This window comes from Algoriphagus yeomjeoni (genome assembly GCF_003259505.1).
Lineage (GTDB): Bacteria > Bacteroidota > Bacteroidia > Cytophagales > Cyclobacteriaceae > Algoriphagus > Algoriphagus yeomjeoni.
In genome coordinates this window covers 385717-411498 of record NZ_QLLK01000004.1, presented here as the reverse complement: position 1 = coordinate 411498, position 25782 = coordinate 385717, and the positions used below count along the sequence as shown (strand labels likewise).

Genomic DNA, 25782 nt, shown 5'->3' with positions numbered 1-25782 from the left:
AAAAATAGTACAAACATGAAAACTGCATTAATCACCGGCGTCACCGGACAGGATGGTTCTTACTTGGCAGAACTTTTATTGGAGCAGGGCTATATGGTCCATGGAATCAAAAGACGTGCTTCTTCCTTCAATACGCAAAGAATAGATCACCTGTATCAGGATCAGCATGAGCAATCAGTGAACTTTAAGTTGCACTACGGGGACCTCACAGATTCCATGAACATTATCCGTATCATTCAGGAAGTTCAACCCGATGAGATTTATAATTTGGGTGCTATGTCTCATGTGAAGGTTTCATTTGAATCTCCTGAATATGTAGCCAATGTGGATGCAATGGGCACACTGAGAATTCTTGAGGCAGTACGAATTTTAGGCTTGGAGAAAAAGTGCAGAATATACCAGGCATCTACTTCTGAGCTGTACGGCGGTATGCCTGAGAATAAGAATGCGGAAGGATTCTACGATGAAAGTTCTCCCTTTTACCCACGCTCTCCCTATGGAGCGGCAAAGATCTACGGTTTTTGGATTACGAAGAACTACCGTGAAGCCTATAATATGTTTGCTTGTAACGGGATCTTGTTCAACCACGAGTCTCCAAGAAGAGGAGAGACTTTCGTAACCCGTAAAATCACTATGGCTGCTGCTGCTATTGCTCTTGGCATGCAGGACTGCCTATACTTGGGTAACCTGGAAGCCTTGCGCGACTGGGGACATGCAAAAGACTATGTAAGAGCCATGTGGTTGATCCTTCAACAGGAGAAACCGGAAGATTTTGTTATTGCCACCGGAGTGACTACCAAGGTGCGTGATTTTGTACAAATGTCCTTTGCACATGTAGGCTTTACTATCCGCTGGGAAGGAAAGGGAGTAGAGGAAGTTGGGATTTTGGATTCAATAGATGAACAGAAATATTTTGAAGCAACTGGACAGACAGTAAATGTTAATGCGTTAAACGTTAAACCGTTAAACGAATCCAAGGTTAACGATGAACGCTTAACGCTTAACACCTTAACACTTAATTCTATACTTGTCCGCATTGATCCCACCTACTTCCGCCCAACAGAAGTAGACCTTCTCCTCGGCGACCCCACCAAATCCAAAACCCAACTAGGCTGGGAGCCGGAATACGATTTAGCCGGACTAGTGGAGGATATGATGATTTCCGATATCAAATTAGTGCAGAAGGATATGCATTTGGTGGAAGGAGGACATGAGGTGTTTAGGCAGGGGGAGTAAAACTCTGTTTTAAATAATAACTTTCAACTCTTATTCTATAACTCTAAAACTTTTATCCTTTAACTCAAAATCAATTGCGACTGTCTGGTGATTTATTTCTCGCTGGAGGATGATGAGCTGGTTTTAATAAAGAATAATCGATTCAAAAAATAAATCATGTTAAAAGGAAAATCAATTTTAATTACCGGAGGTACTGGGTCTTTGGGTAAAGCACTTACTAAGCATATCCTTACAAATCATCCAGAAGTCAAAAAGCTGATCATTTTTTCAAGGGATGAACAAAAGCAATTTCAAATGGCCCAGGAATTTCCCACTGAAGTTTATCCTCAAATTAGGTTTTTCATAGGTGATGTTCGTGATAAAGAGAGGTTGATGAGGGCATTCAAAGATGTGAATTATGTGATTCATGCAGCTGCAATGAAACATGTGCATTTAGCAGAATACAATCCAGATGAATGTATCAAAACGAATGTAGGAGGGGCACAAAATGTAGTTCATGCATCCCTTGAAACTGGTGTAGAACGAGTTGTGGCACTTTCTACTGATAAAGCTTGCGCTCCGATTAATTTGTATGGTGCCACAAAACTCACTTCCGATAAGCTTTTTATAGCTGCCAACAACATAAAAGGCTGGAACCCAATCAAATTTTCTGTAGTCCGCTATGGTAATGTAATGGGCTCCAATGGATCAGTCATTCCTTTTTTTCTCAATAAGAAAAAGGAAGGAGTCCTTCCAATCACAGATCCTGAAATGACAAGATTCAATATATCCTTACAAGGCGGTGTGGATATGGTGATGCATGCCTTAGAACATGCTTGGGGTGGAGAGCTATTTGTTCCTAAAATCCCTTCCTATAGAATCATGGATGTTGCAGAAGCATTAGGACCGGAATGCGAAAAGAAAGTAGTTGGTATTAGACCTGGTGAGAAAGTTCACGAAGAAATGATAACTCCTTCAGATTCATTTTATACGTATGATTTAGGTACTTATTATGCCATATTACCAACAACACCTAGGTGGAATTTGACGGAATTCATTAAGGAGTTTAATGCTCAGAAAGTCCCGAATGGCTTTAAATATAACTCTGGAGAAAATTCTGAATGGGAAACTGTAGAAAGTTTACGTTCACTAGTTAAGGAACATGTTGATCCCACATTTTCAATATGAGCGATAAAATAATCCCTTACGGCAAGCAGCATATCACTGATGCCGATATTAAAGCGGTGGTGGAAACACTACAATCAGATTTTCTAACACAAGGACCTAAAATCAAGGAATTTGAGGAGGCTTTTGCGAGCTATGTCGGAGCAAAATATGCTGTGGCTGTTGCCAACGGCACTGCAGCACTTCATTTAAATTGTTTAGCTCTTAATGTTCAGCCCAGTGATAAGGTGATCACTACTCCTATTACTTTTGCCGCATCTGCCAATTGTATTCGCTATTGTGGAGGTGAAGTTGTTTTTGCAGATATAGATCCTGATACTTATTTATTAGATATCAATAAGGTCAGGGAATTGTTAAAGGCATCTCCTAAAGGTACTTTCAAAGGGATCATTCCTGTAGATTTTGCAGGAAGGGCTGTGGATTTAGAAGCTTTTAGAAATTTGGCTGCAGAATATGGACTTTGGATCATTGAAGATTCCTGCCATTCACCTGGAGGATATTCTATTAACAGCAAAGGTGAAAAACAAAATTGTGGTAATGGGAATTATGCTGATTTAGCCATATTTTCTTTTCATCCTGTAAAACATATTGCCGCCGGTGAAGGAGGTATGATCACCACCAACGATCAAGAACTTTACAAAAAGCTGTTGATGCTACGTACACACGGCATTACCAAAGATGAAGCATCTTATGAAAATCCAGTGGAATTTGCAGGTGGTGAAACTTCTTATCCTGCTTGGTACATGGAGATGCAGGAATTGGGGTACAATTATCGGTTGACAGATTTTCAGGCAGCTTTGGGTTTGAGTCAGCTTCAAAGAGCAGATGATGGATTGGCAAGAAGAAGAGAGATTGCAGAGAAATACTTTAATGCATTTAAGGGAAAAAGTTATATCAAAAATCAATCAGGTATTATTGATGGTCATGCCTATCATTTGTATGTAATAGAAGTGGAAGACAGATTAGGTTTATACAATTATTTAAGGGAGAACAAGATATTTGCGCAGATCCATTATATCCCCACCCATCTTATGCCATATTATAAGAGTTTTGGATGGAAAGAAGGAGATATGCCTAAAGCAGAAAGTTATTATAAGAATTGTATCAGTTTGCCAATGTTTCCAACTTTGACAGAGGAAGAGCAAGAGTTCATTATTAATAAAATTACTGAATATTATAATGGGTAACCTTTGCATCATCCCAGCTAGAGGTGGTAGTAAAAGAATTCCTAGAAAGAACATTAAAGACTTTTTGGGCAAACCTATTATAGCCTATTCAATTGAAGCTGCTTTAAATTCCGGGATATTTGATGAAGTAATGGTTTCTACGGATGATGAAGAAATTGCTCAGGTAGCAAAGAAATATGGTGCAAATGTTCCATTTTTACGATCAAAGGAAAATGCTGATGATTTCGCTACTACCTCACAAGTACTGTTGGAGGTGATTGGTCAATATGAGATTATTGGGAAAATCTACCAGTATGCTTGTTGTATTTATCCTACGGCACCTTTGATAAAAAAGGCAAAGTTAATTGAGGGATTTAAGAAATTAAAAGACCACCATCTATCTACTGTTTTTCCGGTTGTTGCTTTTTCTTATCCGATTTGGAGAGGACTTAAGAAAAGTTCAAGTCAGGGTTTCGCAATGCTTTGGCCTGAAAACTTGAATAAACGATCTCAGGATTTGGAAGAGGTTTATCATGATGCAGGTCAATGGTATTGGATCGATGTTGAAAAATTCTTGACAAATCATAAACTGTTTGATGATAATTCATCCTGCATCGTTTTAGAAGCTACTGAAGTCCAGGATATTGATAATATGACAGATTGGAAATTAGCCGAATTAAAATATGAGCTCCTATAAAGTCCTTAAAAAGCAAAATTTCGAATTTGAGGGTTATTCTATAGTACCGATTAGGATGGAAGATCGCTATGACATAATGAAATGGCGAAATGAACAGCTATACCATTTGCGCCAATCTGAACCACTTACTAAAGAAAAACAAGATTGGTATTTTGATAATGTTGTCGCAAAAATTTTTGATCAAGAACAGCCCAACCAAATTTTATTTAGTTTCTTAAAAAATGGAGAATGTATAGGTTATGGAGGATTAGTGCATATCAATTGGTTGGATAAGAATGCTGAAATTTCGTTTATTATGGATACTGAATTGGAAGATCAGTTTTTTGAAACGAATTGGTCAGCTTACTTAAACCTACTTGAAAAAATAGCTTTTTATGAACTAGGATTTCATAAGCTATTTGTTTATGCTTTCGACTTACGTCCTCATATGTACACTATGCTAGAAAAGAAAAATTACTTTTTAGATGCAAGGTTAAAGGAACATTGTCTCTTCAATGGTAAGTATTTAGATGTAGTGATTCACGCAAAATTTGCAAACTAACATGAGAATAGGGCTAATGGTTAGTGGCGGACTTGGGTTTGAAATGCTTCTACATTGTTTTAAAAGCAATCATATCGTTGCGTTGTTGACGGATCGTTCCTCAAATGAAATCATTGATTTTGCAAATAAAGAAAATATACCTGTATTTACAGGTAATCCAAGAAAAGGCGTTGCAAAGGAGTTTATTGCAAGGTATCCTATTGACTTACTGCTCTCTGTAAATTACCTTTTTATTATTGAATCAGATTTAATTAATTGGCCTAACAGCGGAGCTGTTAATTTTCACGGATCTCTTCTACCAAAGTATCGTGGAAGAACACCACATGTTTGGGCCATCATTAACAATGAAACAAAAACTGGGGTGACTGCTCATTATATTGCTGAAGGTTGTGATGAAGGAGATATAATTGAGCAAGTTTTAATTCATATAAACACCCTAGATACAGGAGCTGACATACTAAATAAGTACAAAAAAGCTTACCCTGAGCTTGTAGATAAAGTGATCGAGCAATTTAAAAATGGAAATGTTATTGGGCTTAAACAGGATGAATCTAATGCAAGCTATTTTGGTAAACGCACCCCTGATGATGGTCTAATCAATTGGAATTGGCAAAAGGAACGTATTTATAATTGGGTAAGAGCCCAAGCATATCCTTATCCTGGTGCTTTCAGTTTTATATGCGGAGAAAAAATTATTATAGATGAGGTGGTTTTTGACGACTATTCCTTCCATCAGGATCAACCTAACGGATTGGTATTAACCCAATATCCTGCTAGAGTAAAAACTCCAAATGGCGTACTAAAATTAGTTAAAGTAAGAGAAGGATTAGAGAAAATAAAAATCAACTTCATATTTGAATGAAATGAAAATAGGACAATTTGATATATCAAAAACAAGTAGTGTATTTATTATTGCTGAGCTTTCTGCAAATCATAACGGCAGTCTAGAGACAGCCTTAGAAACAATTCAAGCGGCAAAACGAGCAGGGGCAGATGCCATTAAATTGCAGACCTATACTGCGGATACTTTGACAATCAATTGTGATAAAGAGGATTTTATTATAAAGTCGGGAAGTATTTGGGATGGGAAAACCTATTATGAACTCTATCAAAGTGCATACACTCCTTGGGAATGGCACAAAGCTTTATATTATTGTGCAAAAGAAGAAGGACTCATTTGCTTTTCTTCTCCTTTCGATAAAACTGCAGTTGATTTTTTAGAGAATCTAAATACGCCTGCTTATAAAATAGCTTCTTTTGAAATTACGGATATTCCTTTAATCGAATATGTAGCTTCTAAAGGCAAGCCTGTTATCATTTCTACAGGAATTGCTGAAATGGAAGACATAGAGCTGGCTTTGGATGCGTGCCGAAGGATGGGTAACAACAATATAGCACTTTTGAAATGCACTTCGAGCTATCCTGCTCCGATTGAAGAGGCTAATATGATTATGGTAAAAGACATGGCGGAAAGATATGGAGTGATTACAGGCCTATCAGATCATACGATGGGAAGCACAGTTCCTACCGTGGCTACCTGCTTTGGAGCAAAGATTATCGAAAAGCATTTCATTCTTGATCATTCCATAGGTGGACCTGATGCTTCTTTCTCTATGGATGAGAGGGAATTTACAGAAATGGTAAAATCAGTGAGAGAGGCTGAAAAAGCAATTGGTATTGTTGACTATTCTTTGACTGAGAAACAGAAAAAAGGAAAAGATTTTAGCAGATCACTATATGTAGTTGAAGATATAAAGGCAGGTGAAATGATTACAGAAAGGAATGTAAGAAGTATAAGACCAGGATTTGGGATGCATCCGAAATTTTATCATGAGATTATGGAAAAAACTGTTAAAAATAATTTAGAAAGAGGGTCATCATTGGAGGAAAAAAATATTATTTATTAAATTTTGAGCAATTTGATTAATTTTAATTTAAATCAATATTTTAAAATAAAAGGAATAGAACAAGTTATAAATGTCATATTTCCTTTAATAAGTTTATCTGATCATGTGTCTGAAAGAAAAAGAAGTAAATCTTGGTTTTATATAATTTCAGGAACTTTTTATTTACTAATTAAACTTTTCTTCTTAAGAAAGAAAAAACTGTCGATCAATAAAAATTATGATGTTCTTTTGTTTGCTCCAAATCTTAAATATAGAAGATTTGTAGATGCTATTACAAATAATGTTTCATTTTCTTATTTGGTGTTAAGTGAAGAATCATATGATAATGATGTTTTTACCGTTGATGACTTTAAACTATTTAAGTCAAAAAATTATGTTTTTACACTATTGTTCAGATTAATCAATATTTATTTATCTAGCTATAAATCCTCTCAATTAAATAGTTTTAAAATAAATTATTGGAATATCCTCTCATTAACTCGTAGAGACTTAACAGCAAAATTATTGTTTAATGAGGTTAAATTTAATAACTATTTTTCTTTCCATCCTGTAGAAGGTTATCATCAGATTATTCAAAATTTTTATAAGACATATTTTAAAAATACGTATGCCATACGACCTACAACTACCACATTTTCAAAAGAGCACCAATTCATAAAAACTGATAATTTATTTTTTAAGACCGATCTAGAATATAAAATTTATCAACATTACATCTTAGATTCAGTTAATTTGATAAAGGGTGGCATAATTGCAGAGCCTAAAGAAATAAATAAGAAAGTTAATACTAAAGGTGTTTTATTTTTGGATACTTGTACAAATATAAACTTTGAAAGTATTGCGATTAGGAGAAAAGCAATTTCTCATTTTATAGAGTTTTCAAAACATTCAAAATTGAATGTTTACTACAAATTTCATCCTGGTCTGATTAATAAAGAAAGGATATTTACTGAAAAAATAATTCTTGAAAATTCTAGATTTAAAGTAATTGAGGATGATATTCCGTGGGAGTCAATAAGTGTTGCTCTAGGTTTTGATACGACTTTATTCTATGATTGTTTTTTACATAGGGTTCCGGTATTATCCTTTCGTAAAGAATACAGTTTATTTGTAAATCTAGACAGTGAGTTTTCCTCTAGTCCTGTAATTCCGATATCTAAAAAAACGGATTTTGAAATTATTGACAAACTTAATAGGTCGAATTCTCTCTGGCATGAAATAAATGATGAACAATACTTTTGGTTTTCAAAGCAATACAACTTTCCTGAAGGATTGTTAATTATTAAACAAATTTTAAATGATTAAAAATCAACTCCTAACAATATTTCAGAGATACAAAAATTCTTTACTTTTCGCCAGTGGCACTTTTATCGTTCAAGGGATAAATGCTATTACGTTACCTATATTTACTCGTTTGCTTACCCAATCTGATTATGGTGTTTTAAGTGCGAGTAATTCAGTTCAAGATTTTTCAACAGCAATTTTTAGGCTTGGTACTCAGCAGGCAGTTCTAAAACAATATGCAGAATATAGTGAAAATGAAAAAAGACAGTATCTATTTAGTGTAATTTTATTTTCTTTATCTTGGTCCCTTATTCTCTTTGTTTTTTTTTTATTTCTCAATTTTATTTTTGGTATTTCCCTTTTTGATAATGTAGCTTTTTTTCCATATCTTACAATCGCAATTTTAACAGCTTCATTTTCAACTTCCTATGCACTTTTTCAAAGTTATTTAAGAGTTCTTAATTTATCAAGAAAATTTATTCTAGTTACTGTGGTATACGTTCTTTTAAGTATTACTTTATCCCTTATTTTTATTACTAAATATGAATTAGGAGCTTTAGGTAAATTACTAGGAGGTTTTATTCCATATCTTTTAATTTTTTGTTATATTTTTATACGCTCTTTTTCAAAATTTAAAATTAAATATTGGGTTGAAGCTATTCGTTTTGGATATCCTTTGGCTATCTCTTCTATTATTTTTTCATTAGTTATGATATATACTTTTAGTTACCTTTCTCAGAATGTTTCTTTGAGAGAATTAGGTATTTATCATATTGGTAGAAATTTAGGTTTATTAATTCCTGATTTTTTGTTTCAATCACTTATTCTTACTTATCAACCATTCATATATAATAAACTTAGGGAAAATAATATAAGTAGTATAACCTATCAAAATAATTTTATAATTATTGGACTTTTGGTGGCTATCTTAATTACTGTAATTTTTGCAAAAAGTATTATCCTTTTATTTACTACTCATGAATACCTAGAATCTTTGTCCCTGATGAGAATTTTTCTTTTCTCTTATTTTTTTAGAATTTTATACTACTTCCCTATGATTTATATTTTTTTCAATAACAATACATTTCTTTACACTAAGATTGAATTATTCTCATTAGGAATTTTTCTTATTTTAATCCATCTTTTAGTCCCTGAATTTTCTATTGAGGGAATAGGTATAGCGATAATTATTCAAGAATTTGTTAAATTAATACTTATTATAATTTTCTCAAAATTGAGAATAGTTCAGATTATGAATTTTAGAAAAATTAATACATGATAGAATTTCTTACTCACAAAACTTATGTTTTCTTTAATATTTTACGTTTAACATTTTTCTGGTTACGTTATCAAACATATTTTGATAAGTATGATATAGATAAGACATTCAAATTTAATGGTGTAGATATTGAGTTTTATGGCGAAGGCAAGATCTCTATTGGAAAAAATAGCTATATAGGAAATCGTTCTGCAATTGCATCAGTTGAAGGCCAAAAGGTTACTATTGGAAATAATTGTAGTATTAGCCACAATGTAAGAATTTATACTTCAAATAGAAATCCTCTTGATATTGTTAATAATAAAGAAATTGTTGGATTCAATAATGGCAATATTGTAATTGGGGATAATTGTTGGATTGGAGCAAATGTGTTTATAAATCAGGGTATTAAAATAGGCGATAATGTTGTAATTGGTGCTAATAGTGTTGTTACAAAAAATTTCCCATCAAATGTTATTGTTGCCGGTTGCCCCGCGAAAATTTTAAATACTTAAGAATCATATGACTAAATTAACTTTTGTTTCAACTCGTATCCCATTTCCACCAGATAAAGATGGTTTTACAGAGAACATTTTTCATATCATTCAATCTTTAAAAGATCAATATTCAGTTCATATCCGTTATATTTTTTTTGGTAAGCAAATGGGGAATTGGGAAGAAAATGAATTTGAAAAACACGTTGATGAACTTATTTTTGAAATTGGATATAGTAAATATTTATTTCCAATTTTTCCTTTTCTTATTAATAAATATGAAAATAGTACTCCTGTATTATTTTGTGATTTTAATTCAGGTTATTATCAAAACGTTATTGGTAGTGATAATAAAATACTATATGCAGCTGATTCTCAAGCCTTTTATCGAAGTAAAAGAAAAGATGTATTTTCTAAATTATTATTTTTTAAATTTATCATTGAAGAATCATTTCTTTATAGAAAATTTAAAAATATAATTTTTGTAAGTGATTTAGATGTTGAATATACTAAGGGAAGAACAAATGGAAGGGGAATTCAAATTCCTATTGGTTATAATTTGTCACGGAGTTTTGGTAGTACCACTAAAAAATTTGATTTGGTCTTTAGTGGAAATTTTAATTTTTTCCCAAATAAGGAAGCTGCAGAATTTTTTCTAATAGAAATTTTTGAAGATATTAAAAAACTATTTCCGTATATTAAGGTTTGCTTTGTCGGTAGAAATCCAAGTTCTTTAATGAAAAAATATGCAAATAATTTTAAATTAAATATTGTAGTAACTGGTGAAGTAGATAAGGTTGAAATTTATTTGGCTCAATCTAAAATTTATTTTTCACCATTATTGAGCGGCAGTGGAATGAAGAATAAAATTCTTCAGGCTATGGCCTCTAGTTTACCAATAGTTTGTACCATAGAATCATTATCAGGTTTTTTAGATTATAATCGATATAGTGTAATAGTTAGTAATACTCAGTTATCGCTAAAATCCAGCTTGATAGAGATGTTGAACAAGAGTGACTTAGAATTAGAAAAAATGGGACAGTCAAATAGAGAATATATTAATAATAATTATAGTTGGTCATCAATCGTAAAAATACATTATTCTAATATTTTTAATATTTAATCTTATTAAAAGTGTAATGGCTTCTTGAAAAAATATGAAACAAATAGAATTAATTATTAATTTTCTGATCGGGCTATTTATACTAGGTAATTTATATTATTTTTCTCCTTTGATTGGATTGTCAAAAGATGTTGTTTTGGTATCCTTGGTACTAGTTACACTTTTATTTTCTTTTAGTAGATTTTCCTCAAAAATCTATAATTTTTTATTCTTTAAATTGGCTATTAGTTTTATTATCATGTCTTTAATATTCTTTTTTTTAACGTTTTTGTATTCTAACTATAGTCCTAATTTTAACAATCTTATAAGAGTAATATGGTACACATCATTTTTTGTTTGGACATATGGTTTATATCAACATAATATTGTGTTGTTATTTGATTCAATTATCAAATGGCTAGTATCTATATTAGTTGTTATAATTGGTATTTCGCTTTTTGAGTATTATAATAACAATCTATTTTCTCAGTTAATAATGAACGATTCTACAGAAAATTTAACAAATGTTCGTTTTGCTGGTACTTATATTGATGCCAACTCCTTTGCTGGTGCTCTTGCAACATATTTATTTATTTATATAAGGACTAGTAGAGAGAAAGTTTTTAAGTGGGTATATTTTTTGTTTACTGCTTATTTAATAAATCAATCTGGTTCAAGGATGGGTCTCATATTGTTAATTATTATTCTTGTAGATTTGATTTTAGATAATTTTGATTTCAAAAGTCTATTAATTAATAAACATTTATTTACAGCTCTTTTTATTGTGTTTTTCTTAATGTCTGCAGTACTGTCCAATCAAATAGAATTTGAAACTAACATTCAAGATAACTCTGAAACCTTGTTCAATAGGTTTTTCGATGATTTGGGTAAAACTCGAGCAGAAGCAAGCTCAAATGAAAGAATGGAATCCCTAAAATCTGGATTAGTAGCAGCCTCTGGAAGAAATTTTATTATTCCTCCTGGAGCTATCTATTTTGAATCTAAGTGGAAAACTGATATTAAGGCTCGGCACTATCCTCACAACTCTATTATATTTATGTTTGTCGAATATGGTATTTATGTTATATGGCCTGTATATTTATTATTTGTAATATGGAAAAGAAGTAAGTTTTTAAAAATTAAAGTACTTTTCATTTTATTGTTCTTTCAGCTATTATTACTTCCTAATGCTATGTACTATTCAACTTTTTTCTTAGTAGTATTTTATTTAGATCTTTGTTATGAAAATTGCCGTAATACTCCCGTCCTTAAAAGATAAAGCACCAATTCAGGTTGCAAAGAATATTATCAAATATTTTATTAATAAAAAATGCATTGTGGATGTGTTTTATTTTGATGAATATGTTGATTTAGTCTTTCCTTGCAACACATATAGAATTAGTATATATGAGAAAATAGATTTTAATTCTTACGATATAATTCATTCTCATATGTTACGTCCAAATTTTTACATTTGGCTTCATCGTAAAAGAATTAATACTTATTGCATTTCCACTTTGCATAACGATATTAAGAAAGTTTTAAAAGATTATTATAATAATTTTATAGCTTATTTTTTTACATTTTTTTGGATTCAATTTTTAAAGTCTCATGATTATGTTGTATGTCTATCTAACTATGCTAAACGGGAATTGGAGAATAATTATAATTTTAAGAGATTAGGTGTTATACATAATGGAAGAACTGTTGATATAAATTGTAGTTCTTCTGTAGATTTATCAATTAAAAATAATAAAGAAAAAGGATTAATTTGTTTAGGAGTTCTTGCTAATTTATCTCGCATAAAGGGGGTTCATCAAATAATAGATGTTTTGCCTGATTTATCACAGTTTTTTTTGATTATCATTGGAGATGGTCCAGAACGAACTAATTTGGAATTACTGGCAACACAAAGAAATGTGAGTGATAGGTGTTTGTTTTTTGGGCATCAACCAGAAGCACATAGATTCCTTTCTTTTGTTGATATTTACATGATGACATCATATTCTGAGGGTTTCCCCTTAGCCCTTCTAGAATCTGCACAATATAAAAAACCGACAGTTTGTTCGAATATTCCGATATTTAATGAATTTTTTTCTAATGAGGAAGTTGTTTTTTTTGATTTAGATGATAAGTTAGATCTTACTTTGGCAATAAAGTCGGCGTATGAGAGAAAAGATTCATTGTCGGATAATATTTTTTTTAAATACTGTAATAATTATACTAATGATATTATGGGTGATAAATATTTTAATTTGTTTAAAAGCATTCTTTAATATATTTAAATTTATTCGAGAATTTGATGAAATTAATAATTACTGGCGGAAGCGGCTTTATTGGTACAAACCTTATGGAATATTATCTCTCCAGACAAAATGATTTCGAAGTGATTAATATCGATCTGTTTGAGCCTAAGATAGAAGGGCATAAACCGTTTTGGAAGAAACTAGATATTCGAAATGAGACGGAACTGAATAAAGTATTCAAAGACTTTAATCCTAGCCATGTGGTTCACTTGGCCGCAAGAACCGACCTTAGTGGAACCACTATTAAAGATTATGATTCAAACACAATAGGGGTTTCCAATCTCCTTCAAGCATGTGAGGAATGTCAAAACATTCAAAAAGTACTTTTTACGTCATCAATGCTTGTGTGTAAATTAGGTTATCAGCCTAAACATGAATGTGATTATAATCCTTCGACGATTTATGGTGAGAGTAAAGTATTTACTGAGACCTTGGTTCGAAATGCCTCACTATCATATGAGTGGGCTATATTAAGACCTACTTCTATTTGGGGTCCTTGGTTTGGTGAACCTTACCGCAATTTTTTTGATTTATTGATTGAAAAAAAATATTTTCATATTGGTGATCGTAGTTGCACGAAAACCTATGGTTTTGTCGACAATGTAGTATATCAGATCAACACTATTCTTTTCGCCGAAAAGGATGATATTGATAAGAAGCTATTTTACCTAGGAGATTATAATCCATATAGTCTTGAGGATTGGGCTAATGAAGTAGGAGATGCATTGGGGAATAAGGTACACAAACTGCCTTTTTCTGTACTGACATTTTTGGCTAAAACTGGAGATTTTCTTAAGGGGTTTGGTATTTCATTCCCCATGACATCTTTTAGACTTAAAAACATGACGACTGATAATATTATTGACATGAAGTCAACCCAAAAAGTTGCTCCTAATCTCCCCGTTTCCCGAAAAGAAGGAATAGCAAAAACTCTCGACTGGATAAGCACAAATTAACTTACTAAAGATATAATTTTTTTTAAAAGAGCATAAATTTGGAAGCAATTTCTTAAATCTGATATTTATTGAATTTTATCTAATGTTATAAACTTAAATTTTAATAGTTAATTATCATCCTAATTACATATTTTCTTAATATATTTAAATTTAGTACAATTTGAAAGTTAGTTTAATCACAGTCACATATAATTCTGACGCTACCTTACAGGATACTATAAATAGCGTGTGGCTGCAGGATTACCCAGATATAGAATACATCGTTGTGGATGCTAATTCTAAGGATGAAACTATTTCAATCATAAAAAATAATAATCATTGTATAAGCAAGTGGATATCTGAGCCAGATAGGGGCTTGTACGATGCAATGAATAAGGGTTTGAAAATGGCCTCTGGCGATATAGTCGGAATTATTAATTCAGATGATTTTTACCATCGCCCAGATGCTATTTCTATGATTGTTGAAGCATTTCAATCTTCAAAAATGGACTGCGTTTATGCAGATGTAGAATTTGTAGATCCTTCAAATCTCCATAAAACCGTTCGCTACTATAGTTCCAAAAGATTTGCGCTTTCAAAATTCAAAAACGGTATAATGCCTGCCCATCCTACATTCTTTACTTATCGAAAGAATTTTGAAAAGTATGGTTTGTATAAGACTGATTATAAAATTGCAGCCGACTTTGAATTATTAGTACGTTTTCTTTTTAAACACAAACTTAGCTATTATTATCTTCCCATAGATTTAATGAAAATGCGAACTGGTGGGCTTAGTACTAAATCTTGGAAGAGTAATTGGATTATTAATCAAGAGGATCTCAGAGCTTGCAGAGAAAATGGACTTAAAACCAATTATTTCTGGTTGTATTCCCGATATTTCAAGAAATTATTTGAATTTATCCCTAGGTTGTTTTGAGAAGTTTATTCGTCATTCTATTTCTGTTTTTGGTTCATCTTCTTCCCGCACAGGTCATACCGGCGGGATTGCCTGTTTTGGAGGAAAGAGCTAGAATTAATCAGTTGATGTCTGATTCTTGTACTGTTTCTTTTAATCTCCGTCCCATTCAAAACTCAGGCTTATTTCAAGATTACGGTCATCAAGAGGTTTATAAAATCCTGAATCAGGAAATTAGTTATTCTCTTATACCCCTAATCAGTACCGTTAGATTTAATACTGCAAGGCCTTATGGAGGAGGAGGCTATGGGATGATTCCGAATGTGGGTGTTCAGCAATATGTTTCCACTGGTTTTAATTTAAAGTATAAGTTTATCAGCATTCAATTCCAGCCTGAGTTGCTATGGGCTTCCAATAATGCATTCCAAGGGTTTGGAGTGAATCTTCCTGATAAGGCCATCTTTGATCGCTTCCATACCTTGAATGTTGGAGATCATCCTGAGCGATTTGGCACCAAAACCTTTGGGAAAGCCTGGTTGGGTCAATCCAAAATCACTTTTCAATTTGGAGCCTTTGAAATAGGAGGAGCCACACAGAATATCTGGTGGGGACCTGGGCAGTTTAACTCACTTACTTTTTCAAATAATGCAAGAGGATTTCCTCATTTGACTTTTAATACAACAAAGCCTGCAAAAACATTTATGGGTAGTTTCGAAGGGCAAATTATTGTAGGAAAGCTCGTTAATTCAGGAATTGCTCCATTACAGAATCAAACATTAAATGATCGGTTTTTCAAACCATTGAAGGATGATTGGAGATATCTGAATGCAATGACTATCTCCTACAGCCCAAAGTGGCTTAGTGGAATATCAGTAGGATTGTCACGTACTTTTCAGCAGTACAGCACTATGATGCAAAATGATTTTGGGAGTTATTTCCCAATCTTTGATCCTTTCCAAAAAGAATCTTTGTTTGATGAAAATGGGACTTCTGTGGAGTTTGATGCATTGGGTAGAGACCAAAGTGCTACAGTTTTCTTTCGCATTGTTTCCAAAAAGTACAAAGGTGAGCTTTATGGGGAATATGGTAGGAGAGACCATGCATTTAATTGGAGAGATTTTATCATTTCTCCTGAGCATGCACGTGCCTTTCTATTGGGTTTTATAAAAATAGTCCCCCTGTCAAGTGAGAATCGTTTTTTGCAAGTCAGGGGAGAAATTACTCATCAGCAAGAATCAGTAAACCGATACCTTAGATATGCTGGATTGGGAGGCGAGTATTCTTGGCATACACATGGTGTCGCTCGCGGATTCGTGAATGATGGAATTCCCTTGGGCGTTGGAATTGGGATGGGATCTAATGTCCAAACTTTGGAATTTTCAATAGTAGAGAAGATGGACAAAATGGGAATTCTCGTAGAACGACTCGCTAATCAGCAAGACTTTTATTACCGGGCATTTGGCCAACAATCGGATCGCAAACCCTGGATAGACCTCTCAATAGGCTTCCTATTTGATAAGAAGTGGGGCAATTTATTGCTTAGCTCCAAATTGCAGATTATCCATGCCCGCAACTACCAATGGCAGCTCGACCCAGCAAGTACGCCCGACTTTCCGGTAGGGGAGAACATGACTTCTTTCTTGGCACAGACTAGCTTGATTTATTTTTGGAATAAAGGAAAGGATTGAGTAGTAACTTAATTTTCAATCATTTGAAAGTGTGTGCAATTGTGGAAAAAAATGCCCTTTTTATAAACAATTTGATGAAAAATGGATTTATAAATACTGTTTTGAAAACTTGAAAACAGTATTTAATTAAATATTAATACTTTTTCAAAATCCAATAATTTGTAGTTTGAAATACTATTTAATCTGTTTGCATACCAGAATGAGAATTGCAGATTTTACTAGGAATAGGGCTCAAAATTATTTTTTTGTTAATGGCAAGGCATTTGTTTTTAAGCTTCTTAAATTTGTTGAAATTCTAAACCACTAAACATGTTTTTTTTATATGCCACTCTTACAGCCTTTTCGGTTGGTTTTTTGATTACACCAATACTTATTTCCTTCTTAAAGAAATTCAAGATTGGGGACCATCCCGGAGGTAGGAAAATTCACACTGCATTTGTTCCTTCAATGGGAGGTATCTCGTTTATGGTAGCAAGTACAGTTACCATGGCCATCTGGGGTTGGCAATTTCCCTTGCCTGATATCAGATACCTGTTAGGGGCTATACTTCTCATGTTTATTGTAGGCTTGAGAGATGATCTAGTAGAATTAAGGGCCTCCAGAAAATTATTGGGACAATTAGTAGCTGTTTTATTAGTGGTAGTGGTTGCGGATGTTAGAATAAAAGGATTTCACGGTTTTTTGGGAATAGGAGAATTCAATGAAACAGTTAGCTATCTGTTTTCTGGATTTGTATTGCTAGCACTTACCAATGGCTTTAACCTAATTGATGGATTAGACGGACTTGCGGGTTCTATTGCCGCTATTTCCTTAAGCTGCTTAGGAGGATGGTTTCTTATACAGGGAGTGGAAAGTTATGCATTAATCTCATTTACCTTCTTAGGTGGTGTTTTGGCTTTTCTTGCTTTTAATTGGCATCCTGCTAAGCTTTTCATGGGAGATACTGGCTCATTAACATTGGGCTTTACTCTAGGGACTTTAATAATTGGTTTCATGGGAATCAATGAAGGCCTGCCCAAAGGTGCATTTCTCAAGTTTGAGTCTACATTCGCTGCAGGCGTCGCGCTGATGATGTTTCCGCTTTATGATATGGGGAGGGTTTTTATTAGAAGGATTTCTCAAGGTAAGAGACCTATGAGTCCAGATAAATCCCATGTGCATCATTTCTTAATGCGAATAGGGCTAAAACACAATCAAGTTGCTCTATTGCTAGGAGGGCTTCAACTTGTTATTATTGTGCTTGTTTTTTTTATGAGGGATTTCTCAGATAATTTGGTTTTGCCGGTTATCGTTGGGGTTTCCATTATTTTAGGCTATAGGCTTGATAAAGTAACTGTTCACTATATCAAAAAGAAAGTAGCCATGCAGCCTAGAGTGCTGGAAATAAGACCAATAAAATCACCTCATAAATCCAAAATCAAGCTTGATAAAATCGAATTCAAAGATTCTAACGTTAATCTGAATTGACTAAACCTAGTTATTAATACCACAGACTTAAAAGTTTTTTTATAGAAAGTCTCCTAATTTTGGGAGACTTTTTTTTGTAATATCGGGCTAATATTTTCTATCCAATTTTCTGCGAGTAAAGGCCAAATGCAACTTAGTATGAATTTACCTCTACCATTATTGCCACTTTTCCTTATGAAAGACAACCTTAACTATCCCTTGAAAAATCGGATTTGCTCAGTGACTATTGAAATTTTTAAGTACTCAATGAATTGGATTCCCTTCGACTCGACCTCCTCTCAAAAAGCATTTTCATCACCCAGTATAAAGCTTTTAGCTGTCATCCAGATAATCTTAAGATCCAATAAAACAGACCAATTTTTTATATAGTACATGTCCAACCTGTACCTGAAATAAATGGAATTAGACTGATTTGTTTCCCCCCTATAGCCTCTTGCCTGTGCCAAACCAGTTACTCCTGGCTTTACCAAATGCCTATTCCTATAACCTTCAATTTCTAAGGCATGTGCATCGTTTTGTACAACAATATGCGGTCTAGGACCTACCCATGACATATTACCATAGATTATATTTAATACCTGAGGAAGCTCATCGATACTGGTTTTTCTGAGGAATTTACCTATCTGCGTCACTCTAGGATCACCTTTTCTCGTCATCTTCATGTTTGCCTGCTCATTTACAACCATAGAGCGAAACTTGTAACAATTAAAGATTGAGTTATAAATACCCTCTCTTTCTTGTTTGAAAAAAACAGGCCCAGAAGAATCCAACTTAATCAGGATGGCTACAATTGGAAATAACCACCAGCCTATCGTCAACATAAAAAGTAAGGCAAAAAGAAGATCAATAAAACGCTTGATAGATAGATTTAGCCAGTTTGCTTCTTTTGAAATTAAGGTTTCTTCCCCCTCCTGAAGTCTTTCTTGGGAATCAATTTTAAATTCGAAATCGCCAATCCTTTTTGGTGGATAGTTTCTCATTTGATATAATTTGCTTTGCCTCAAAAAATGGTTTTTTCATAAATCATAGGCTATGCCAAAGATCTTGATTTTTTGTTGAAAGTCGAAAATTAGCTTGCTAATATTTACTTAAGAAAGTAAAAGTTAATTGTAATACGTAGATTGATTTTACTCATGAGGGGGCAAGGATAATTGATCTTTCATACTTTCAGATGAAATAAGAATAGGGTATTAGTTGAGCAGGCCCAATTCAAAATATTAACCCACCTTTTCAACTTTTGACCTTAGATAAGCAAGCATTGAAATCATGCTTATTCTTTCAAAAAATTACTTCAAATACGTAAATATGTTTTTTGAAGTATTTTTTTTGCTTTTTTTATAAAAAAATATCTTTCGACAGTTTTCCTTGATTTTGTTAATTGACTAAATAGTACGGGATCCATTTACTACTTATTATTCGGAAAATACAGCGTTTTATAAATCCCTAGAAATTAAAGCTTTATGATTAGGTAATGGGAGTAAAAATTTATTGTCAAGAACACCACAGGTAATTCATTCAAAAAAAATAAGCTAGCTTGAAAATGGGGTTAGGGATGTGTTTTGGGCCTTTCATGCCAACTGCAAAAGCATTGAGGATATGGTGGTTTGATATTTGTATAGTATATTTTGACAGTTTTAGCTACAACCTTGCATGGCTTTTCATATCCCGCTTTCATTTCCTGTACTCAATGGTAATGAAAATTTGTATACTCAACAGGCCTTAAGTTCTGGTCATATAGCCACTTTCGGTCAATTCATCACTAGATTCGAAAGTAAGCTTTCCAAAAGACTTAAGACGCATGAGTCTGTAGTTTTGAATTCTGGCACCTCAGCCTTGCACTTGGGTATGGTGCTTTTGGGTATAGGTCCTGGTGATGAAGTGATCTGTCAGTCTTTTACTTTTTGTGCTTCAGCAAATCCGGTAGTCTACCTTGGGGCAAGCCCGATTTTTGTAGATAGTGAAAAAGATACCTGGAATATTTGTCCAGAAATTCTAGAAGACACCATTCTAAGTAGAATCTCTAAAGGCAAAAAACCAAAAGCAATTGTCATAGTTCATCTTTTTGGAATGCCAGCTAAAATCTCTGAGATACTAGAGATTGCTCAAAAATATGATATACCAGTTTTGGAGGATGCTGCCGAAGCAATAGGCAGTAAATTTCAAGGTAAAGCATGTGGAACATTTGGACAAGTAGGCGTTTACTCCTTCAATGGGAATAAAATAATGTCAGCTGGTGGGGGAGGAGCATTGATTTCCAATGATACGAATTTAATCCAACGGGCTAAGCTCTTATCCACTCAGGCTAGGGAAGACCTGCCTTTTTACCATCACCTGGAAATTGGCTATAATTATAAAATGAATAACCTTTCTGCTGCAGTGGGTTTAGCTCAACTCGAACAGTTGGATTCTTTCATTAAAAGTCGGAGGCTAATCAATCAGAGGTACAGGAAAATGCTCAAGAATTTTCCTGGTATTGAGTTCCAAACAGAATCTGATGATTCCTATTCTAACTATTGGCTTACTGCAATTCTGGTCGACAAGGAAAAGACTGGCTTCTCTAATGAGCAGTTAAAGGATTCCTTAATGAAAAAGGGCATTGAAAGTAGGTTTTTGTGGAAGCCACTTCATACCCAACCAGTATTTAATATGACACCTTATTATGGGGGAAGTATGTCTGAAAAGTTGTTTGAAAATGGCTTATGTCTTCCAAGCTCAGTAGATTTGACGCTTCAACATCAAGAATTGATTGTTGAGGTGATACACACAGAACTCAGTAAAACATTCAAATAAGTGATTTATAGAAATTGGTTAAAGAGATCAATAGATATTATCCTGGCTTTTTTAATGTTTGCCATTCTTTTACCTATATTTTTAATTCTATTTATTACTTTAAGTATTCACCACCGAGGTTCTCCCTTCTTCTCGCAATCAAGGCCAGGAAAGGATAATGTGCCCTTTCAAATATTGAAATTTAAGACTATGTCTGACTTAGTTAATGAATCTGGGGATTTATTGGCTGATTCGGAACGGATCACAAGTTTTGGGAAATTGATCAGAAAAACATCGCTGGATGAGATTCCTCAATTAATCAATGTACTTAAAGGAGATATGAGTCTGGTAGGCCCTAGGCCACTTTTGAATGATTATTTACAGCTTTACTCTGCCAAACAAGCCAGAAGGCATGAAGTTAGGCCAGGAGTCACAGGTTGGGCTCAGGTGAATGGTAGAAATGCAATTTCCTGGGATAGCAAATTCAGATTTGATGTTTGGTATGTTGACAACCTATCCTTTTTTTTAGACCTAAGGATTTTGTTCCAAACACTTGGAAATGTACTACTTGGCAAGGGAGTTACACAGCAAGGTCATGTTTCAATGGGTAGATTTGAAGGCAGAAAAAAGAACTCCTTCCAGCAAAAAGGAGCTGTTGAGAAAATGTATTTCAAGCAATAAGAACTTTACATATTTGGTTTTTACAACCAAAAATTCTGTTTACAAGTATCCGCTTTCTCGCCAGTAACCAAATTTAATTACTGTTCACCTCGACTTGGTTCGGCAAGCTCACCAACCGTCGCTCGGTGACCGTTAGTTTTCTAAGTTGGAGATTGTTTCAAATGGGACTGAGGGTGTCAGCCTGAGTCTTAAATATTCTTCGAACATAAAAAAAAGAAAATAACAGGATTTGGGTATTAGATATCGTCAAATGATGATTAATTTTCTTAAATTTTTCGGTTTAGCACACACATTAATTGGAAGGGCGCGGTGGGACGACGCAGCAGCGAGCCAGCGTTCGGCCTTGTGTGGAAGGAGTCCCGATAGCTATCGGGGATGCTGGGTCTTGACCTTTTGCCTGCCCGACTTGGCGGGGTTATTTTGGGCAAAACCAAATGTGCCAGAGAAATAAATAGCTACCCATATAGCGCATTTACCGCAAGGTCTCCTGACCTGTGCTTTGGATACTGCAGTCTCCAGACTGCTTTTATCCGATTTACTATTCAATATTTATTTACAATCGTCTTTTTGTACGGCGGGGAGGAGGTCAAAATAGCGGGCTAGCGTCCGGCCTTGCGCGGGGAAGCATTATTTTGACAAAGGTTTTTGTTTCTTTTTGCCTTCAAAAAGAAAGGGAAAATATACTGTCCAATCTGGTCCAAGTTCCTACTTGGATCCGCCTTAATACAGTCTCCCGACTGCCTCCAACTCCCATGCTTCCAAACCTCCAACATCGGTCACCGGACAATTTTAACTTCTCAATTCCTCCATTTTATATTCCACCCAACTATCCGTTTCCATCTTGCTGGCACCGCATCCCGTCTCCGATAGGCGAAAATAGGCCAGCGCTGGGGCACGAATATATCCTTAAGCACCGGGTTAAAACCCGGTGCTATAAAATCTGCCATGCCTACGGCATTGCTCAGCTTAGCTAGCTCATTTAGCGCAGGTCTCCTGACCTGTGCTTTGGATACTGCAGTCTCCAAACTGCTTTTATCCGATCTACTAATCAATTTTTATTTACAAACGTCTTTTTGTACGGCGGGGAGGAGGTCAAAATAGCGGGCCAGCGTCCGGCCTTGCGCGGGGAAGCATTATTTTGACAAAGGTTTTTGTTTCTTTTTGCCTTCAAAAAGAAAGGGAAAATATGCTGTCCAATCTGGTCCAAGTTCATACTTGGATCCACATCACTGCAGTTTTCTGACTGCCCCAACTTCATCACTCATCATTCATTATTAAAAACAATGCTAGGCTCTGAACCAAAACCGGACATCCAAAATCGGTCATTCAACATCGGTCTTCTATCATCTTTACGTTTCCATCTTTTGCCTGCCCGCCGTGGCGGGGCATTATTTTCCTTCTCCCAATGACGATCGTGGGCCAGCGCTGGGGCACGAATATATCCTTAAGCACCGGGTTAAAACCCGGCGCTATAAAATTTGTCACCCGCCAGGGGTTCCTCATCTCAATCCTTCGGATCTTGCTTGTCATAGAATATTTGGCTACTGGCACGATTCCGTATAGCCACATTTCCTAGAATATATTGTGAATAGTGCAATATATTGTTGAAATAATTTAAAAATTTTGTAGGGATAAGCTCAAAAAGTGCTTATTTTGTACATTAATCTGTTTTTAGTGTAAGCGATTTTATAACTTGGCTATTTGAATAAATTTATACTATGAATTTTTTGACGCGGTTGAAAATCCTTCCTCGATGGATCATTGCCACCCTTGATTCTTTTATCCTATTTTATTGCGCTTTGTTCGGTTATCTAGTCCGATTCAATTTTGAGCTGGCATTGATTGAACAGTACGATGCTGTGGCAGGTAGTTTTACTTTTATGGTTGGTGGTTTGTTGGTAATGCAAAATACTCGTAGTTACGAGGGTATAGTGCGCCACACTGGCTTCAGAGATGGATCAAACATATTTAAAACCGTCCTGATTAATTTCATCCTATTTCTATTCTTGAATTTTTTTCACGGGAATTTCCTGAATGACAGGTTCTTACTTCCTACTTCTGTATTGATTATAGCGAGTCTTTCTTCGCTTTTCATGCTCATATTTTACAGACTGTTGGTTAAGGAACTATTCGTTTACCTGAAGAATGGGATTTTGGTTAAGGAACTTAAGAACGGTATAATTTTCGGCGCTGGAGAAGCAGGAATCATTGCTCAGGAAGCGATAAAGAGAGATAGTAAAATCCTCTTCAATACGGTTGCTTTTTTAGATGATGATCCTAAAAAAGAGGGTAAAAATATAGATGGTAAACGAATTTATAAGGGCCTAGGCGATCTTGAAAAACTGGTTAATCAATTTGGCATTACAGAGTTGATTATTGCCGTGAGAGATCTTTCTGTGAAGAGGAAGAATGAAGTGATTGATGAATGCCTTCGCCTGAAAATATCTGTATCCATTGTGCCTCCAGTAGATCAGTGGATCAATGGAGGCTTGACTGCTGGAGCGATTCGGGAAGTGAAAATCGAGGATTTGCTCAGTCGGGAGCAAATAATCTTGGATAATCCTAGGATTCATGAAGATCTGCAAGGAAAGGTAATATTGGTTACCGGAGCTGCGGGGTCTATAGGCTCTGAGCTTTGTCGACAAATATGTCATTATGAGCCTAAACTGCTTATTTTATTAGATATAGCAGAATCAGCCTTGTATGATGTAGAGCAGGAGTTCAAAGAGAATTACGGCCATTGCCCAATAAAGATTGTGCTTGGGGATGTACGGAATAAGAAGAAAGTAAAGGAAGTTTTTAGAGCTTTTAAACCACAGGTTGTATTTCATGCAGCGGCGTACAAGCATGTTCCTATGATGGAAAACTATCCTGAGGAAGCAATACAATCCAATGTACTAGGAACTAAAATACTTGCAGATATCTCTGTTCTAGCTAAGGTTGACAAGTTCGTTTTTGTTTCTACTGATAAGGCGGTTAACCCTACGAATGTAATGGGCGCAAGTAAAAGAGCGGCTGAAATGTACGTGCAAGCACTTAACGAATACTTGGAAAGAAATCATAAGAGCTACCACACGAAGTTTATTACCACTCGCTTTGGAAATGTATTGGGTTCAAATGGATCAGTAATACCATTGTTTAAAAAGCAGATCATGCATGGTGGGCCTATAACAGTGACCCATCCTGAAATTACCAGATACTTCATGACCATTCCAGAAGCCTGTCAATTGGTATTGGAAGCAGGAATAATGGGTGAAGGGGGAGAGATTTTTGTTTTTGATATGGGTGAACCTATTAAAATCCTTGATCTGGCAAAAAAGATGATTCAGCTGTCAGGTAAAAAAGTTGATTCGGATATTAAGGTGGTTTTCTCCGGACTTAGAGAAGGGGAGAAGCTTTATGAAGAATTGCTTAATGATTTTGAAACAGTTAAGATTACACACCATCCTAAGATTAAAATCGCCCAGGTACTTCCTTCTTCTTATCATAAAATAGATGGACAGATTGAGCTTTTCATGGAACTGGTGAGTAAAAATTCTGAGAATGAATTGGTCTCACATCTGAAAGTTATTGTACCTGAATTTATTTCTAATTCATCAAGATTCGAGGTTCTTGACCGATTGAATTAGCACCTATATAAAGTAAATCCTTAGCTGATACTTACCATTTCCCCGCTAGATACTCCCTAGATACCCCGTATATACCCGCATGATAAAGGCATGATAGTTTGGGTTTACCTTTACTTTACCTTTTTAAAGCAGTCAGTATTCCATTCATCATTTGCCAATATTCCTGTCTCACCAACATTTCATACAATTCACTCTAACAACCTGCTACCTCTGACTACGACTGTGACCGTGACCGTGACCGTGACTGTGACTGTGACTGCGACTGAATACTGAACACTATACACACTTCGCCAATGTTCGTGCTCACTAACATTTCCTACAATTCACTTTAACAACCTGCTACCTCTGACTACGACTGTGACCCTGACTGCGACTGTGACTGAATACTGAATACTGAATACTGAACATTAGACACACTTCGCCAATATTCCTGTCTCACCAGCATTTCATACAAGTCACTTTAACAACCTGCTACCTCTTACTACGACTGTGACCGTGACTGCGACTGGGACTGAATACTGAATACTGAACACTAGACACAC

22 protein-coding genes are annotated in these 25782 nt (G+C 34.7%); 20 read left to right on the top strand and 2 right to left on the bottom strand.

The annotated features are described in order from the left end of the window. Nucleotides 1–15: 15 nt before the first annotated feature. The 17 genes from gmd (at nucleotide 16) to LV83_RS09080 (ending at nucleotide 18161) form a co-directional block, all read left to right on the top strand. Nucleotides 16–1236 carry a GDP-mannose 4,6-dehydratase gene (gene gmd, locus LV83_RS09160; RefSeq protein WP_111611280.1) on the top strand — a complete coding sequence of 407 codons (1221 nt, stop codon included), beginning with the start codon at nucleotides 16–18 and terminating at the stop codon, nucleotides 1234–1236. A 156-nt stretch (nucleotides 1237–1392) separates the two neighbouring features. Next, the gene (gene pseB, locus LV83_RS09155; protein WP_111611243.1) at nucleotides 1393–2403 is read left to right on the top strand and encodes a UDP-N-acetylglucosamine 4,6-dehydratase (inverting); all 1011 of its coding nucleotides are present in this window, start codon (nucleotides 1393–1395) and stop codon (nucleotides 2401–2403) included. Beyond that, nucleotides 2400–3587, top strand: a complete 1188-nt coding sequence (pseC, locus tag LV83_RS09150) for a UDP-4-amino-4,6-dideoxy-N-acetyl-beta-L-altrosamine transaminase (RefSeq protein ID WP_111611242.1) — start codon at nucleotides 2400–2402, stop codon at nucleotides 3585–3587. The genes pseB and pseC overlap by 4 nt, the downstream gene beginning before the upstream one ends. Continuing rightward, complete coding sequence (gene pseF / locus LV83_RS09145) at nucleotides 3580–4263, top strand: pseudaminic acid cytidylyltransferase (RefSeq protein WP_111611241.1); 684 nt, start codon at nucleotides 3580–3582, stop codon at nucleotides 4261–4263. Before pseC ends, pseF begins: the two co-directional genes overlap by 8 nt. Then, complete coding sequence (locus LV83_RS09140) at nucleotides 4250–4804, top strand: GNAT family N-acetyltransferase (protein WP_111611240.1); 555 nt, start codon at nucleotides 4250–4252, stop codon at nucleotides 4802–4804. The genes pseF and LV83_RS09140 overlap by 14 nt, the downstream gene beginning before the upstream one ends. A 1-nt stretch (nucleotide 4805) precedes the next feature. Continuing rightward, on the top strand, nucleotides 4806–5666 hold the full coding sequence (locus LV83_RS09135) for a methionyl-tRNA formyltransferase (RefSeq protein ID WP_111611239.1): 861 nt from the start codon (nucleotides 4806–4808) through the stop codon (nucleotides 5664–5666). Nucleotide 5667: 1 nt separating this feature from the next. Continuing rightward, complete coding sequence (gene pseI, locus LV83_RS09130; protein WP_111611238.1) at nucleotides 5668–6711, top strand: pseudaminic acid synthase; 1044 nt, start codon at nucleotides 5668–5670, stop codon at nucleotides 6709–6711. 3 nt (nucleotides 6712–6714) lie between these two features. Beyond that, nucleotides 6715–8016: a hypothetical protein gene (locus LV83_RS09125; RefSeq protein ID WP_211320470.1), complete on the top strand. Its 1302-nt coding sequence runs from the start codon at nucleotides 6715–6717 to the stop codon at nucleotides 8014–8016. Continuing rightward, on the top strand, nucleotides 8009–9274 hold the full coding sequence (locus LV83_RS09120; RefSeq protein ID WP_111611236.1) for a lipopolysaccharide biosynthesis protein: 1266 nt from the start codon (nucleotides 8009–8011) through the stop codon (nucleotides 9272–9274). Before LV83_RS09125 ends, LV83_RS09120 begins: the two co-directional genes overlap by 8 nt. Beyond that, the gene (locus LV83_RS09115) at nucleotides 9271–9768 is read left to right on the top strand and encodes an acyltransferase (protein WP_111611235.1); all 498 of its coding nucleotides are present in this window, start codon (nucleotides 9271–9273) and stop codon (nucleotides 9766–9768) included. Before LV83_RS09120 ends, LV83_RS09115 begins: the two co-directional genes overlap by 4 nt. A 7-nt stretch (nucleotides 9769–9775) precedes the next feature. Then, nucleotides 9776–10870: a glycosyltransferase gene (locus LV83_RS09110; RefSeq protein WP_111611234.1), complete on the top strand. Its 1095-nt coding sequence runs from the start codon at nucleotides 9776–9778 to the stop codon at nucleotides 10868–10870. Nucleotides 10871–10904: 34 nt separating this feature from the next. Next, a complete protein-coding gene (locus LV83_RS21515; RefSeq protein WP_111611233.1) occupies nucleotides 10905–12128 on the top strand; it encodes a hypothetical protein in 1224 nt (407 codons plus the stop codon). After that, the gene (locus tag LV83_RS09100; RefSeq protein ID WP_111611232.1) at nucleotides 12091–13125 is read left to right on the top strand and encodes a glycosyltransferase family 4 protein; all 1035 of its coding nucleotides are present in this window, start codon (nucleotides 12091–12093) and stop codon (nucleotides 13123–13125) included. The genes LV83_RS21515 and LV83_RS09100 overlap by 38 nt, the downstream gene beginning before the upstream one ends. A 26-nt stretch (nucleotides 13126–13151) precedes the next feature. Beyond that, the gene (locus LV83_RS09095) at nucleotides 13152–14111 is read left to right on the top strand and encodes an NAD-dependent epimerase/dehydratase family protein (protein ID WP_211320469.1); all 960 of its coding nucleotides are present in this window, start codon (nucleotides 13152–13154) and stop codon (nucleotides 14109–14111) included. 160 nt (nucleotides 14112–14271) lie between these two features. After that, a complete protein-coding gene (locus LV83_RS09090; RefSeq protein ID WP_111611230.1) occupies nucleotides 14272–15027 on the top strand; it encodes a glycosyltransferase family 2 protein in 756 nt (251 codons plus the stop codon). Next, nucleotides 15024–16694 (top strand): capsule assembly Wzi family protein, encoded by a 1671-nt coding sequence (locus LV83_RS09085; RefSeq protein ID WP_111611229.1) that lies wholly within the window; start codon nucleotides 15024–15026, stop codon nucleotides 16692–16694. Before LV83_RS09090 ends, LV83_RS09085 begins: the two co-directional genes overlap by 4 nt. Nucleotides 16695–17003: 309 nt before the next feature. Then, the gene (locus LV83_RS09080) at nucleotides 17004–18161 is read left to right on the top strand and encodes a glycosyltransferase family 4 protein (RefSeq protein ID WP_111611228.1); all 1158 of its coding nucleotides are present in this window, start codon (nucleotides 17004–17006) and stop codon (nucleotides 18159–18161) included. Nucleotides 18162–18439: 278 nt separating this feature from the next. Here LV83_RS09080 and LV83_RS09075 read toward each other — a convergent pair whose 3' ends face one another. Then, the gene (locus tag LV83_RS09075) at nucleotides 18440–19141 is read right to left on the bottom strand and encodes a sugar transferase (RefSeq protein WP_111611227.1); all 702 of its coding nucleotides are present in this window, start codon (nucleotides 19139–19141) and stop codon (nucleotides 18440–18442) included. 670 nt (nucleotides 19142–19811) lie between these two features. Between LV83_RS09075 and LV83_RS09070 the strand changes: the two genes are divergently transcribed. Together LV83_RS09070 and LV83_RS09065 are read left to right on the top strand one after the other, a co-directional pair. Then, entirely contained in the window at nucleotides 19812–20951 is a 1140-nt protein-coding gene (locus LV83_RS09070) for an aminotransferase class I/II-fold pyridoxal phosphate-dependent enzyme (RefSeq protein ID WP_111611226.1), read from the top strand. Then, on the top strand, nucleotides 20952–21611 hold the full coding sequence (locus LV83_RS09065) for a sugar transferase (protein ID WP_317046667.1): 660 nt from the start codon (nucleotides 20952–20954) through the stop codon (nucleotides 21609–21611). Between the two features lie 797 nt (nucleotides 21612–22408). On the opposite strand, the gene LV83_RS09060 is transcribed toward LV83_RS09065, so the two are convergent. Then, a complete protein-coding gene (locus LV83_RS09060; protein ID WP_111611225.1) occupies nucleotides 22409–22663 on the bottom strand; it encodes a hypothetical protein in 255 nt (84 codons plus the stop codon). Nucleotides 22664–23329: 666 nt separating this feature from the next. On the opposite strand from LV83_RS09060, the gene LV83_RS09045 reads away from it, so the two are divergent. Further along, entirely contained in the window at nucleotides 23330–25240 is a 1911-nt protein-coding gene (locus LV83_RS09045) for a polysaccharide biosynthesis protein (RefSeq protein ID WP_111611222.1), read from the top strand. Nucleotides 25241–25782 lie beyond the last annotated feature (542 nt).

What these genes read in the sequence shown, in the direction of transcription:
- LV83_RS09070 (WP_111611226.1), top strand. Translation starts at nt 19,812, where the DNA reads ATGGCTTTTCATATCCCGCTTTCATTTCCTGTACTCAATGGTAATGAA.
- pseF (WP_111611241.1), top strand. Translation starts at nt 3,580, where the DNA reads ATGGGTAACCTTTGCATCATCCCAGCTAGAGGTGGTAGTAAAAGAATT.
- pseB (WP_111611243.1), top strand. Translation starts at nt 1,393, where the DNA reads ATGTTAAAAGGAAAATCAATTTTAATTACCGGAGGTACTGGGTCTTTG.
- LV83_RS09120 (WP_111611236.1), top strand. Translation starts at nt 8,009, where the DNA reads ATGATTAAAAATCAACTCCTAACAATATTTCAGAGATACAAAAATTCT.
- LV83_RS09135 (WP_111611239.1), top strand. Translation starts at nt 4,806, where the DNA reads ATGAGAATAGGGCTAATGGTTAGTGGCGGACTTGGGTTTGAAATGCTT.
- pseI (WP_111611238.1), top strand. Translation starts at nt 5,668, where the DNA reads ATGAAAATAGGACAATTTGATATATCAAAAACAAGTAGTGTATTTATT.
- LV83_RS09075 (WP_111611227.1), bottom strand. Translation starts at nt 19,141, where the DNA reads ATGAGAAACTATCCACCAAAAAGGATTGGCGATTTCGAATTTAAAATT.
- LV83_RS21515 (WP_111611233.1), top strand. Translation starts at nt 10,905, where the DNA reads ATGAAACAAATAGAATTAATTATTAATTTTCTGATCGGGCTATTTATA.
- LV83_RS09080 (WP_111611228.1), top strand. Translation starts at nt 17,004, where the DNA reads ATGTTTTTTTTATATGCCACTCTTACAGCCTTTTCGGTTGGTTTTTTG.
- gmd (WP_111611280.1), top strand. Translation starts at nt 16, where the DNA reads ATGAAAACTGCATTAATCACCGGCGTCACCGGACAGGATGGTTCTTAC.
- pseC (WP_111611242.1), top strand. Translation starts at nt 2,400, where the DNA reads ATGAGCGATAAAATAATCCCTTACGGCAAGCAGCATATCACTGATGCC.
- LV83_RS09045 (WP_111611222.1), top strand. Translation starts at nt 23,330, where the DNA reads ATGAATTTTTTGACGCGGTTGAAAATCCTTCCTCGATGGATCATTGCC.
- LV83_RS09140 (WP_111611240.1), top strand. Translation starts at nt 4,250, where the DNA reads ATGAGCTCCTATAAAGTCCTTAAAAAGCAAAATTTCGAATTTGAGGGT.
- LV83_RS09110 (WP_111611234.1), top strand. Translation starts at nt 9,776, where the DNA reads ATGACTAAATTAACTTTTGTTTCAACTCGTATCCCATTTCCACCAGAT.
- LV83_RS09095 (WP_211320469.1), top strand. Translation starts at nt 13,152, where the DNA reads ATGAAATTAATAATTACTGGCGGAAGCGGCTTTATTGGTACAAACCTT.
- LV83_RS09115 (WP_111611235.1), top strand. Translation starts at nt 9,271, where the DNA reads ATGATAGAATTTCTTACTCACAAAACTTATGTTTTCTTTAATATTTTA.
- LV83_RS09100 (WP_111611232.1), top strand. Translation starts at nt 12,091, where the DNA reads ATGAAAATTGCCGTAATACTCCCGTCCTTAAAAGATAAAGCACCAATT.